The 12,790-nt window shown below is 66.0% G+C and carries 9 protein-coding genes; 6 read left to right on the top strand and 3 right to left on the bottom strand.

The genetic code is table 11. The features are described from left to right. Window positions 1-27: 27 nt before the first annotated feature. Window positions 28-1,278 carry a TonB-dependent receptor plug domain-containing protein gene (locus ABOZ73_RS04095; RefSeq protein WP_369060952.1) on the top strand — a complete coding sequence of 417 codons (1,251 nt, stop codon included), beginning with the start codon at window positions 28-30 and terminating at the stop codon, window positions 1,276-1,278. After that, on the top strand, window positions 1,275-2,966 hold the full coding sequence (locus ABOZ73_RS04090) for a TonB-dependent receptor (protein ID WP_369060950.1): 1,692 nt from the start codon (window positions 1,275-1,277) through the stop codon (window positions 2,964-2,966). Before ABOZ73_RS04095 ends, ABOZ73_RS04090 begins: the two co-directional genes overlap by 4 nt. 97 nt (window positions 2,967-3,063) lie before the next feature. Here the strand turns inward: ABOZ73_RS04090 and ABOZ73_RS04085 are convergent, their stop codons facing one another. From ABOZ73_RS04085 to ABOZ73_RS04075, 3 genes are read right to left on the bottom strand one after another with little or no spacing between them, the layout of a single operon-like run. Continuing rightward, window positions 3,064-3,963 (bottom strand): MBL fold metallo-hydrolase, encoded by a 900-nt coding sequence (locus ABOZ73_RS04085; protein ID WP_369060948.1) that lies wholly within the window; start codon window positions 3,961-3,963, stop codon window positions 3,064-3,066. A gap of 10 nt (window positions 3,964-3,973) precedes the next feature. After that, the gene (locus ABOZ73_RS04080; RefSeq protein WP_369060947.1) at window positions 3,974-4,384 is read right to left on the bottom strand and encodes a TIGR01244 family sulfur transferase; all 411 of its coding nucleotides are present in this window, start codon (window positions 4,382-4,384) and stop codon (window positions 3,974-3,976) included. Window positions 4,385-4,393: 9 nt separating this feature from the next. Next, window positions 4,394-4,876, bottom strand: coding sequence for a hypothetical protein (locus ABOZ73_RS04075; protein ID WP_369060945.1), 483 nt, complete (start codon window positions 4,874-4,876; stop codon window positions 4,394-4,396). Window positions 4,877-5,335: 459 nt separating this feature from the next. On the opposite strand from ABOZ73_RS04075, the gene ABOZ73_RS04070 reads away from it, so the two are divergent. The 4 genes from ABOZ73_RS04070 (at window position 5,336) to ABOZ73_RS04055 (ending at window position 12,703) form a co-directional block, all read left to right on the top strand. Next, complete coding sequence (locus ABOZ73_RS04070; RefSeq protein WP_369060943.1) at window positions 5,336-8,209, top strand: TonB-dependent receptor plug domain-containing protein; 2,874 nt, start codon at window positions 5,336-5,338, stop codon at window positions 8,207-8,209. A gap of 314 nt (window positions 8,210-8,523) precedes the next feature. Next, complete coding sequence (locus tag ABOZ73_RS04065; protein WP_369060941.1) at window positions 8,524-11,337, top strand: TonB-dependent receptor plug domain-containing protein; 2,814 nt, start codon at window positions 8,524-8,526, stop codon at window positions 11,335-11,337. 377 nt (window positions 11,338-11,714) lie between these two features. Then, a complete protein-coding gene (locus ABOZ73_RS04060; protein WP_369060939.1) occupies window positions 11,715-12,020 on the top strand; it encodes a hypothetical protein in 306 nt (101 codons plus the stop codon). Next, window positions 12,017-12,703 (top strand): TonB-dependent receptor plug domain-containing protein, encoded by a 687-nt coding sequence (locus ABOZ73_RS04055; protein WP_369060938.1) that lies wholly within the window; start codon window positions 12,017-12,019, stop codon window positions 12,701-12,703. Before ABOZ73_RS04060 ends, ABOZ73_RS04055 begins: the two co-directional genes overlap by 4 nt. Window positions 12,704-12,790: the final 87 nt, after the last annotated feature.

Genomic DNA, 12,790 nt, shown 5'->3' with positions numbered 1-12,790 from the left:
AGAGTGCAGAATGTGCGTGGACGTCTGATGGCGTCATCCATGATCTGCGGCCTGGTCGCCGCGGGTTCCCTTGTTGCTCCGACCGTCGTGTTCGCGCAGGACGCCGGAGCTGATGTGGCGGTCGAAGAGATCATCGTCACCGGTTCGCGCATCCGTCGCGACACCTTCAGCGCCCCGGTCCCGCTGGCCGTGGTCAGCAGCGAAACCATCCGCGCCGGCGGCAACACGATCCTGGGCGACGCCCTGATGGATCTGCCGCAGCTGAACCCGGCCACCAACGGCCAGAACAGCTCCTCGACCCTGTTCCTCGCCGGTCAGTCGCGCGCCGACATCCGCGGTCTGGGCCCGAGCCGCACCCTGGTGCTGGTGGATGGCCGCCGCCACGTCTTCGGCGACGCCACGTCCCCGGCCGTCGACCTTAACATGATCCCCTCGATGATGATCGAGCGCGTCGAAGCCGTCGCTGGCGGCGCCTCGGCCGTCTACGGTTCGGAAGCCATCGCCGGCGTCCTGAACGTCATCATGAAGAAGCAGCAGGACGGTCTCGAGCTGGACGCCCAGGTCGGCGTCTCGGACGAGAACGACGGTGAAGAGTACCGCCTGTCGGGCATCTGGGGCGGCAAGTTCCTGGACGACCGCCTGAACGTCGTCATCGGCGGCGAGTACGCTCGTCAGGAGCCGGTGATGCAGCGCGACCGCGGATGGGCCTATCCGGGCATCCGTCGCAACAACACCCTGTCGCCCGCGGCCCAGCCGATCATCAAGAACAGCCGCAGCAACACCACGCCGTTCGGCACCTTCCAGCTGCGCGGCGGCACGACCCCGTACGCCGTGACCCTGGACGTCCGCGATCCGAGCCAGGTGACCCGCCTGTCGGCCGCCTGCGCCCCGGCCAACGTCCTGGCCACCTGCCAGGACGAGTCGCTATTCTACACGGGCACGCTGAACGCCCTGCAGGGCAACGTCGAGCGCGGCTCGCTGCGCGGCTACGCCGACTATCGCATCAGCGACAACGTCAAGGCGTTCGCCGAGCTGAGCTACGCCCGCACCGAGGGCTACGGCATCTTCCAGCCGGCCTTCAGCCAGACCACGGGCGGGGGCACCATGCCGGTGTTCCTGTACGGCGATAACGCCTATCTGGCCGCCAACAACGCCACCGCCGCTCAGCTGCGCGGCTTCTGGGCCGACGCCGGCCTGGGCTTCAACCAAGAACTCCCGCGCCGCTGTCGGCCGTTTCTGGACCGAATTCGGCGGCCGCGACGTCTCGTCGATCCGTGAATCCTGACCGCGCCGTCATCGGCATGGAAGGCGACTTCAACGCCCTGAACCGCGACTTCGCCTGGGACTGGTACGCCCAGTACGGCCAGACGGACGGCACGACGATGTCCTATGGCACGCCGTACATCCGTCGCGTGGCCCAGGCCGTGGACGCGGTCACGCTGAACGGTCAGATCGTCTGCCGCGACGCCGCCGCCCGCGCCGCCGGCTGCCAGCCTTGGAACGTGATCAACGGTCCGTCGGACGCCGCCGTCGCTTGGGCCGGTGGGAAGTCGGGCACCGAAAGCACGGTCAAGCAGACCGTCGTCGCGGCCAACATGACCACCGACCTGTTCCAGCTTCCGGCGGGCGCCGTCGGCCTGGCCTTCGGTGGTGAGTATCGCAAGGAAGAAAGCCTGTTCATCCAGGACGCCGCCGGCGCCTCGGGCGAACTGTTCCTGAACTCGATCGGCCGTCGCGGCGGCGAGTACGACGTGGCGGAAGTCTACGGCGAAATCGCGGTGCCGCTGCTGCGCGACCTGCCGTTCGCCGACGACCTGCGCGTCGAGGCCGCCGGCCGCTACTCGGACTACTCCTCGATCGGCGGCGTCTATCAGTGGCGTCTGGCTGGCGAGTGGGCTCCGGTCCGCGACGTGCGCTTCCGCGCCAACCACGGCGTCGCCGTCCGCGCGCCGAACATCGTCGAGCTGTACTCCCCGCAGAGCCGCAACTTCACCACCGCGGCCGTCGATCCTTGCGACAAGGACGCGTTCGCCGGCGTTTCCGCCGCTCAGCAGGCCGCCCGCCGCGTGAACTGCGCCGCGGTGATCCCGAACTACAACCCGACGACCTTCACCTCGTCGTTCGGTCCGGGCCGCGCCTCGCTGCCGCTGCTGCAAGGCGGCAACACCAACCTGCGTGAAGAAGAAGCCGAAACCGAACAGCTCGGCGTCGTCATCCAGCCCCGCTGGGTGCCGGGCCTGCAGCTGTCGTTCGACCACTTCCGCTACGACCTGGACGGCTACATCAGCACTGTTCCGGTCAACACGGCCCTGACGCTGTGCTACGACTCGGCACAGTCGGTCGCCACCAACCCGGCCTGCGCCAACGTCGTTCGTGACGCCAGCGGCGCCGCCAGCGGCACCATCGGCGGCGTGACCGAAGTGCTGCTGACCAACCAGAACATCGCCAAGGTGCGCGTGCAGGGCTACGACGCCTCGATCGCCTACACCTTCGATCTGGCCGACGCCCTGGCCGGCGGCGCCTATGACATGGGCCGTCTGCAGCTGCGTCTCGACGTCACCCGCACCTACGAGTGGCGCTTCCAGGGCTCGGCCCAGGACACGTTCCGCAACTTCGCGGGCTACGTGACCTACGCCGCTCCGGAGTGGAAGGGCGCCCTGAACGCCGTCTATTCGTTCAAGGACCTGACCCTCGGCTGGCAGACGACCTATGTCGGCAAGATGTCGCCGACCGAAGCATTCAACGACAGCCAGCTGACCCCGTACTACGTGCCGGAATACTTCCGCCACGACGTGCGCGCGTCCTACAACGTGAACGAAAAGATCACCGTTCGCGGCGGCGTCCAGAACCTATCGAACGAGATCCCGCCGTACCTGCCGGAGGTCTACCTCGGCACCAGCACGGGCTCGTCGCAGTACGACAACCGCGGCCGCTTCTTCTTCGTCGGCGCGACCCTGCGCTACTAAGGAGAGGCAGGCTCCGGTCTGCTGAAGGGAAGGGCCGCCGGTTCACCGGCGGCCCTTTTCTTGTTTCTCCTGCCCCGCTTGCCCCCGGTACGCTTCGCTACAGAGGAGGAGAAGAAAGCCGCAGCATCGCCTCCACCCCCGGCGGCCCGTCGCTGACCACCCGGCCTTCGTCGACCAACTGCACCACGTGGCCCAGCAGGGAATGAGCCGCCGCCGGGTGCAGGCGCGGGTCCACGGCCGCGTACAGCACCGGCACCATGGCGCGGATCGTGGTCGGGCCCTGGGCCAGGGCGCTCAGCACCTGGCTCTCCCGCGCCCGGCGATGGGCGATATAGGCGTCGATGAACGGGGCGGGATCGGTGACCGGCGGGCCGTGGGTCGGCCACAGGGTCGAGAAGCCGCGCGCCTTCACTCGGTCCAGGCTGTCGAAATAGGCGGCCATGTCGCCGTCCGGCGGGCTGATGACTGTGGTCGACCAGCCCATGATGTGGTCGCCGCTGAACAGGGCATTCTCTTCCTTCAGGGCGTAGGCCACGTGGTTGGACGTGTGGCCCGGCGTCGGCACGGCCTCCAGTGTCCAGCCCGGCCCTTCGAACACCTCGCCGTCCTTGACCTCGAAGTCGGGGCGGAAAGCCTCGTCGTGATCGTCGTCGAAGCCGCCTGAGGCCTGCCCAGCCGCCCGGCGCGACCGGCCCCACACCTTCGCCCCCGTGGCCGCCGACAGCGCGGCGGCGAGGGGAGAGTGGTCGGCATGGTCGTGGGTGATCAGGATGTGCGTGACCGTCTCGCCGTCCAAGGCGGCGAGCAGGGCGTCCAGGTGCGCCCGCTGGTCCGGCCCCGGATCGATGACCGCCACCTGGCCCTGGCCGACGATGTAGGTGCCTGTCCCCAGATAGGTGAAGGGCCCCGGATTGTCGGCGATCAGCCGCCGGATGCGAGGCGAAACCCGGTCGCAGCGCCCGTACTGGAAGTCGAGGTCGCGGACGAAGGGGATCACCGGACTTTCCTTATCGCGGCAGGACGCCCGACAGATCGTAGCCCGCCGCCTCGCCCAGCTCGACCAGTTCGTCGCGGCTGTTGGCGCCCGACTGCGCCTGGCCCAGGGACCAGCTGACGATCGAGCGGGTGCCCGAGCGGCAGAACAGCAGGACCTTGCCGTGGGCCTCGTCCACCGCCTCGCGCACCGCCTCGACCTGGTCAGGCGTCGGCATGCCGCGCACGGGGATATAGATGTAGCCCAGGCCGGCCTCCTCGGCGGCGGCCGAGATTTCGGCGCCGTCCGGCTGGCCGGGCTCCTCGCCGTCCGGGCGGTTGTTGACGATCAGTGCGAAGCCTTCGTCAGCGGCGGCGGATACGTCGGCGGGGGTGATCTGCGGGCTGACCGAGATCTTGTCGGTCACGGTGCGGAAACGGCTCATGACGATCCCTTAGCTGTCGCGTTTGGCGCGCATCAGGGCGCCGTTGGCCTTGAGGAAGAAGTTCCCCAGCTTGCCCTTCTTGATCTCGACGGTGACACCGTTCTTGAAGCTGCGGGCCGGGTCGGGAGAGTCGGTCTGCTTCCACACCGCGCCGTCTTCCAGCTGGAAGTTCCATTCGCCCCGGGCGCCTTGCCAGACCTTGGTGGCGACGGCGGTGATCGCTTCGATGTCGCCGCTGTCGTCGGTCTTCTCGCTCTTGTCGGCCTCGTCGTCGTTGTCCGACTTGGCGCCGCCCTTGTCCTTGAAGACCTGGGGCAGGGCGATGTTGAAGCCGAAGGTCGAGCGCTGCGCCTTCTTGATCTCCTTGCGGTCGACGACCACCACATCACCCGCCGTCTGGGCCGCGGCGAGCTGATCGGCGGTCTTGTCGAAGCACGCCAGACGCTCCGCCGCATCACCGATCTTGCGGCAATTTATGAGTGCGTCGAACACCGGCGGACGGGCCTCCGAACCGGCATTGCCTATTTGTGAGGCAGCGGGTGAGGCAACTACGAGAGCCGCCGTAGCGAGCGCTGAAAACCCGAGCTTTTTCATGGAGACTCCTTGTCCGCCAAGGAATACCCCCGTCTGCCCGTCCCCCGCAACTTTGCCGTTCAGGGGTTATTTCGCGCCTTAAAGTGGTAGGGAAACGACGGTTGGTGAAACATTTCTGCAACAAGTCACAAATTGCGGCGGAAATCGTTCAAACAGCAATTCCCAACATCGGTTCGCTTTGATGTAGTCGCGCTACCGGGGGTGAGCTGTGGGATTCTAGAAAATTCCAAGCCCGCATCGAGCCGCCGTTTTTTGGGGGCACGCCGCTTCGAGCGGCTGCTGGAGGATAAAAATTTGATCAACAAGTCCACGCGTGAGCGCCTGCTCGCGTCTTCGATGATTTGTGGCGCGGCCTTCATGGCCATGTCCGCAACCACCGCCTACGCGCAAGATGACGTCGCGGTCGAAGAGATCGTCGTCACCGGTTCGCGCATCGCTCGTCCGGACCTGGTCTCGACCAGCCCCGTCGCCACCGTTGGTGAGCAGGAACTGAAGCAGTCGGGTGTCGTGAATACCGAAAACCTGCTCAACACCCTGCCGCAAGCGGTTCCGGGCGTGACCTCGACCGTGAACAACGGTTCGGGCGGCGCGGCCACCGTTAACCTGCGCGGCATCGGCGCCAACCGCACCCTGGTGCTGGTTGACGGCAAGCGTCAGACCCCGACCACCCAAAACGGTACGGTCGACCTGAACCTGATCCCGCCGGCCCTGATCCAGCGCGTGGAAGTTGTGACCGGCGGCGCCTCGGCCGTTTACGGTTCGGACGCCATCGCCGGCGTCGTCAACTTCGTCCTGAAGAAGGACTTCGAAGGCTTCCAGTTCACCGCTGGCTACCAGAACACCGACGACCTGGACGCTCCGATCTATTCGGTCGACGCGACCATGGGCGCTTCGTTCGACGACGGTAAGGGCAACGTTGTCCTGTCGCTCGGCTACAACGACCGTGAACCCCTGACCCAAGGCAAGCGCGGCGGTCTGCTCGGCTTCGCCTACGGTGAACCCTCGGCCGCCCAGCGCGCCCGCGGCATCACCGGCCTGGTTCTGTCGGGCTCGGGCTCGCAGCAAGACGGCACGGTCAACCCGTTCGTCGCCGGTCGCTTCGCGACCCTGCCGGGCGTGGCCAACAACTCGGCCAACACCACCCTGTTCACCAACACCGGTGGCGTCCGTCTCTACAACCAAGACGCCGACACCTATAACTTCGCGCCGATCAACTACCTGCAAACCCCGCAGGAGCGTTACTCGGTCACCGCTCTCGGCAACTACGAGATCGCTCCGGGCATCGAAGCCTTCGCGAAGGGCAACTTCGTCTATTCGGCCGTTACGACCCAGCTGGCCGAAACGCCGATCGGCTCGCGGACCTTCCGCTTCTCGCTCGACAACAACCCGTTCCTGACCCCGGCCGCCAAGGCCGCTCTGAACACCCTGGGTTCGACCGCTTCTTACACCATCCCGTCCAGCGCTTCGTGGGCTGCCGGTACGTACGCTGACGTCGACACGGACGGCGACGGCCTGTTCGACACCGTCACCGGCGTGTTCAACCGCCGCCTGTCGGAAGTCGGCCCGCGCGTCAACGAGTTCAACTTCTACGGCTTCCAGACCCAATTCGGTCTGCGTGGCGACCTGGAGTTCGTGAACGGCTCCTGGGAAACGTACATCCAGTACGGCAACACCCACGGCTCGCAATCGCTGCTCGGCGACACCAGCCTGGCCCGCATCCAGCAAGGCCTGCTGCTGAACGCCGCCGGCACCGGTTGCTTGGATCCGTCCAACGGCTGCGTTCCGGTCAACCTGTTCGGCCGCGGCAACCTGAGCCCGGCGGCGGTCAACTTCATCAGCACCCGCATCGAGTCCTCGCAGGACTACGAGCAACTGGTGGCGTCGGCCTTCTTCTCGGGCAACACCGACAACTTCTTCACCCTGCCGGCCGGTGGCCTGGGCTTCGCTATCGGTTCTGAATACCGCTACGAAGGCTTCTCCTTCCGTCCGTCGCAGGATCTGGCCGTCGGCAACCTGACCGGCTTCAACGCCTCGCCGCCCGTCAACGGCGACTTCGACGTCTACGAACTGTACGGCGAACTGCTGGTGCCGGTCCTGAAGGACCTGCCCTTCGCGAAGTCGGTGAACCTGGAACTGGCCGGCCGTCTGTCGGACTACTCCTCGCAAGACAAGATCACCAAGACCTACAAGGTCGCTGGTGACTGGGAAGTCTTCGACGACCTGCGCATCCGTGCGTCCTACAACCGCGCCGTCCGCGCTCCGTCGGTTGGTGAACTGTTCGCTCCGCAAGGCAACGGCTTCCCGACCTCGACTGATCCGTGCTCGGCTCGCGGCGCTCCGACCCCCGCTATCCGCCAGGCCTGCATCAACTCGGGCGTTGCGGCTTCGGTTGTCGGCGTGATCAACGCCAACCAACAGACCCAAACCCTGACGGGCGGTAACCCGAACCTGGCTCCGGAAGTCGCCGACACCTTCACGGTCGGCTTCGTCTACCAGCCGTCGTTCATCCCGCGCCTCGCCATCACGGTCGACTACTTCGACATCAAGATCGAAGACCAGATCACCGCGTTCGGCGGCACCACGCAGAACGTGATGAACGTCTGCTACGGCTCGATCGTGAACGGCAACCCGTCCTCGCCGTACTGCCAAGCCATCAACCGCCTGGCCAACGGCTCGATCGACTTCGTGTCGCGGATCAACCAAAACGCTGCCTCGAACAGCGTCGAGGGCATCGACATCGGCGTTTCCTACCGCTTCGACCTTGCCGACATCGGCCTGCCGGACGTGGGTGGCATCTCCGTGAAGTCGCTCTACACGAACAGCTGGGAAAACACCTTCAAGGCGGACGAACTGTCCAACCCGGTGAAGTGCGCGGACAAGTTCGGCGCCGCCTGCGGCAACCCGACCCCGCGTCACAAGCTGCGCACCGCGGTCAACTGGTCGTATGAGAACTATGGCCTGAACCTGGTGTGGAACTACGTGGATGACGTCATCGACGACAACCCGGGCACCGTGTTCGTTGTCGATAAGATCGGTGTGAAGAACTACATCGACCTGTCGGCCGACTGGCGTGCGACGGACTCCGTGTCCTTCACCGGCGGTATCCGCAACCTGACCCAAGAGAAGTATCCGATCATGGGCGGCAACGCCTCCCCGTCGAACAGCGGCTACCCGGCCGTGTACGACGTCCTGGGCCGGATGTTCTTCATCAACGCTTCGCTCAAGTACTAAGAACTTAGAGCTTCGTGACAAGAAAGGGCGGCGGGCGTTACGGCCCGCCGCCCGATCTGTTTGTGACGACCGAAGACTGGATTTGCACTTGAGCGTGTGCGCCAAGCGCAGGCGGAACAATCCAGGGTAGCGGTTACGTGTTATGTGACTTAAATGCGACATTCCCGTTGTCGCAGTCAGCTTCACCATTAGACCTCCATTGACCCTGTTTTAGAGCGGCAGATAGTCGCGCCATCGAAGTGTTCGCGCTTCGATTCAACAGTAGGGGAGCGGTCGGACGCCTTATCGCGCCAGGCCGCCGGAGGATCGAAATCTTGCAAAACCAATCCACGCGCACGCGCCTCCTGGCGTCGTCGATGATCTGTGGCGCGGCCTTCCTGGCCATGTCCGGCTCGGCGCTCGCCCAGGACGCGACGGTCGAAGAAATCGTCATCACCGGCTCGCGTATCGCGCGCCAGGACTATGTCGCCAACAGCCCCGTCTCGACCGTCACCTCGGAAGCCATCCAGGCCGCCGGCTCGACGACCACTGAAGACGTGCTGAACCGGCTGCCGCAGGTCGTTCCCGGCCTGACCGCCGCGTCGAACAACCCCTCGGACGGCACCGCCACCGTCGACCTGCGCGGCATTGGCCCGACCCGCACCCTGGTGCTGGTCAACGGCCGCCGCATGAACCCGTCGACCCGCGCCAACACCGTCGACCTGAACAACATCCCGACGGCCCTGATCGACCGCGTCGAAGTGGTCACCGGCGGCGCCTCGGCGGTGTACGGCTCCGACGCCCTGGCCGGCGTCGTCAACTTCGTCCTTAAGAACAACTTCGAGGGCGTCGAGCTGTCGAGCCAGTACGGCATCAGCGAATTCGGCGACGGCAAGACCTCGAACAGCTACGTGCTGTTCGGCACCAACACCCCGGACGGCAAGGGCAACGTCACCGCCTACGCCTCGTATTACGACCGTGACCGCATCCTGCCGAACAGCGACCGCGCCTGGTCGCTGTCGTCGAACGCCGGCGGTTCGGGCACGGGCGAGCGCGGCGGCCTGAACGCCGTCGGCACCAACCCGTTCGGCGGCTCCACCTCGAGCCCGCGGAACGTCCGCTACGCCTTCAACCCGAACGGCACGCCGCGTCCGTTCGTCAACGACTTCGGCCTTGGCCCGACCAGCGACCGCTATGACTTCGCGCCGGTCAACAACCTGCTGTCGCCGGGCGAGCGCTTCAACGCCGCGGTCCTCGGCCGTTACGACATCACCGACAATCTCGAGTTCGTCGGCGAGTTCTTCTATTCGGACAGCCGTAACGCCGCCCAGCTGGCCCCGACGCCGGCCACGGCGATCCAGATCCCGTACAACAACGCCTTCGTGACGCCGGCCCTGGCCGAGCTTCTGGCCTCGCGCCCGAACCCGACCGCGCCGATGTTCTTCGATCGCCGCATGACGGAAGTCGGCCCGCGCGTGGAGACCCGCGACTCCGACCTGTACCAGATCAACCTCGGCCTGAAGGCGGACCTGGGCAACGACTGGCGCGCGGAAGCCTTCTACAGCTTCGGCCGCACCGAGTTCCGCGTCGGCGTCCAGAACGACGTCTCGCGCTCCAAGGTGCAGGCGGCCATCGCCGCCGGCGGCACCGCGACCACCTGCGCCCCGTCGTCGCTGGCGATCTTCGCCAACTGCGCCCCGCTCAACATGTTTGGCCAAGGCACCATCAGCCCGGCCGCTGCGAGCTTTATCCGCATCAACTTCAGCGACCTGACCGTCTTCGAACGCAACACCGGTTCGGCCTTCGTGTCGGGTCCGCTATTCAAGCTGCCGGCCGGCGACCTGTCGGTGGCCTTCGGCGCCGAATGGCGTGAAGACAAGCTGGACTTCACCCCGGATGCGGCCAAGAACGCCGGCGACATCTTCGGCTTCAACGCCGAACGCGCCGTGGGCGGTTCGTCCAGCGTCGGCGAACTCTACGCCGAAGCCATGGTTCCGCTCGTCTCGGGCGTGACCGGCGCCCAGTACCTGGGCCTGGAGCTGGGCGCGCGTTACTCCGACTACTCGTCGGTGGGCAACGTCTACAGCTACAAGATCGGCCTCGAGTACAAGCCGATCGAGCAACTGCGCGTCCGCGGCATGTACCAGCGCGCCAGCCGCGCCCCGTCCGTGTTCGAACTGTTCCAGTCGGGCGACCAGGGCTTCCCGGCCGTGCTCGACCCCTGCACCACGGTCAACCCCGGCACGGGCGCCGCGCGCACCCTGTCGGCCGCGACCCGCGCCTTCTGCACGGCGCAACTGGGCTTCGATCCGGTGACCACCAGCTTCGTCGCTCAGAACACCCAGACGGAATCGTTCTTCTTCGGCAACCCGAACCTGGACGAGGAACGCTCTGAAACCCTGACCGCCGGCCTGGTGTGGCAGCCGACCTTCGTCCCGGGCCTGACCGCGACGATCGACTACTACGACATCAAGGTCGAGGACTACATCGGCACCCTGGAAGGCGGCGTGTCGGGCATCGTGAACGGCTGCTTCGCCAGCGGTTCGCTGACCTCGGACGCCTGCTTTAACCAAGGGATCGGCCTGCCGCTGATCTTCCGTGACGCCGGCGGCGCGCTCAAGGCCCGCGCGCCGCTCGGCAACGTGTCGGCCCTGCGCACCAAGGGCTTCGCGGTCAACTACGGCTGGAACGTGCCGTGGGCTGGCGGCATGTGGGGCGAGAAGCTGAACTTCGACCTCAATGTCACCTACCTCGACAGCTACGAGCTGGACGCGGTGGAGTACAAGGGCACCATCGGCGCCTACAACATCTCGGCCTCGCTGCCGGAATGGAAGGCTTCGCTGCGCCTGGGCTACGATATCGGTCCGGTCCGCGTGTCCTACACCGGCACCTACATCGACTCGATGGACAACCAGGGCAACATCCCGGACTTCGAGGACGGCGGCTACGTCGGCACCGACAGCTTCTTCTACCACGACGTCTCGGCTCGCTGGGCCGTGACCGAGAAGGTCGAGTTGTTCGGCGGCGTGCGTAACCTGTCGGACGAGACTCCGCCGGTGTTCGACAACGCCCAGGACGGCAACACCGACCCGAACACCTACGACATCGTGGGTCGCAACTACTTCGTCGGCGCCAAGCTGCGCTTCTAAGAAGCAAAGCGGCCGAAAGGTTGGTTGGAGGGCGGCGGATCCCAGGGTCCGCCGCCCTTTTTCTTTGCCAGAAAGCCGCTCCTCGCCGAAGGCGGGGACCCAAGCTGAGCCAGTGATCGTGTCTCTGGCGGCGAACTGACCCGCCATTGCCGCTTGGATCCACGCCTTCGGGCAGGAGCGGCTATGTCATCACCAGGACCTCGACCGGAACACCACGTCCTCCGGGGCGAGATCAACTTGCCCACGTTGCATCCATTCGGCGCAGGATAGGTCAAGTGCTTAAAATATAAGGCAAAATGTGTCGCTGATGCCGTGTGCCGGCGCGGGCGATCGGCTTAGCCCTCATCCCAGGATAGGCGCTTGGCGTCCGTCCCTTTATGCTCAGGCGGGCCTTCGCGCGCCGCCGCAACAGGGGAGCGGCCAGGGGGAAGCCGGCCGCCGGAGGGATTGAGATCTTGCAAAGCAAAACCCTGCGCAGGCGCCTTCTGGCTTCGTCGATTATCTGCGGCGCGGCCTTCGCCGCCCTGGCCGCGCCCGCCTTCGCCCAGGAGGCGACGGTCGAGGAGGTCATCCTCACCGGCTTGCGGATCGCGCGCCAGGACTACCTCGCCAACAGTCCCGTCTCCAGGGTCATCTCGGAATCGATTCAAGCGACCGGGCCACCAACACCAAAGATGGGATGAACCGCCTGCCGCAGGTGGCGCCGGGCTTCAACGCCGCTTCCAACAACCCCTCAGACGGCACCGCCACGGTCGACCTGCGCGGCCTGGGTCCCACCCGCACCCTGGTCCTGGTCAACGGCCGGCGGATCAACCCGCCGACGCGCACCAACGCCGCGGATCTTGACACCATCCCCGCCGCCCTGATCGACCGGCTCGAGGTGGTCACCGGCGGGGCCTCGGCCGTGTACGGCTCGGACGCGCTTTCGGGCGTGGTCAACTTCATCCTGAAGCGCGACTTCGAGGGCGTGGAGCTGGGCGGCCAGTACGACGTCAGCAAGTACGGCGACAACGAGACCCACAACACCTATGCGCTCATCGGCGCCAACCCGGCCGACGGCAAGGGCAACGTCACCGCCTACCTGTCCACCTATGACCGCAGCGCGTTGCTGCCGAACACCGACCGTCCGTGGTCGCTGACGTCCAACGCCGGCGGTTCGGGCATCGGGGTTCGCGGCGGTCTGAACTTTTTGCCCAGCAACCCCTTCGGCGGTTCGCTGGAAAGCCCGCAGAACGTCCGCTACGCCTTCAGCGCCAACAGAACGCCGCGTCCGTCCGTCAACGATTTCGGCCTCGGCCCCAACAGCGACCGTTACGATTTCACGCCGGGGAACGCGGCCGCTGTGAACCCGGTGGATGACTGGTAGATCAAGCTGACCGGCGTAACGACGACGACAGCGTCACTGGGCGGTGACGCTCAACGCCGCTCACCCCGGCCTTCGCCAAGGTGAGCG

Origin of the sequence: Caulobacter sp. 73W (assembly GCF_041021955.1) — a bacterium.
Lineage (GTDB): Bacteria > Pseudomonadota > Alphaproteobacteria > Caulobacterales > Caulobacteraceae > Caulobacter.
This window is presented reverse-complemented; position numbering and strand designations above follow the sequence as displayed.

Bases quoted from the DNA above. Each gene is read 5' to 3' on its own strand.
- ABOZ73_RS04095 (WP_369060952.1), top strand. From the start codon at position 28: ATGGCGTCATCCATGATCTGCGGCCTGGTCGCCGCGGGTTCCCTTGTT.
- ABOZ73_RS04080 (WP_369060947.1), bottom strand. From the start codon at position 4,384: ATGAGCCGTTTCCGCACCGTGACCGACAAGATCTCGGTCAGCCCGCAG.
- ABOZ73_RS04070 (WP_369060943.1), top strand. From the start codon at position 5,336: ATGGCCATGTCCGCAACCACCGCCTACGCGCAAGATGACGTCGCGGTC.
- ABOZ73_RS04060 (WP_369060939.1), top strand. From the start codon at position 11,715: ATGCTCAGGCGGGCCTTCGCGCGCCGCCGCAACAGGGGAGCGGCCAGG.
- ABOZ73_RS04055 (WP_369060938.1), top strand. From the start codon at position 12,017: ATGAACCGCCTGCCGCAGGTGGCGCCGGGCTTCAACGCCGCTTCCAAC.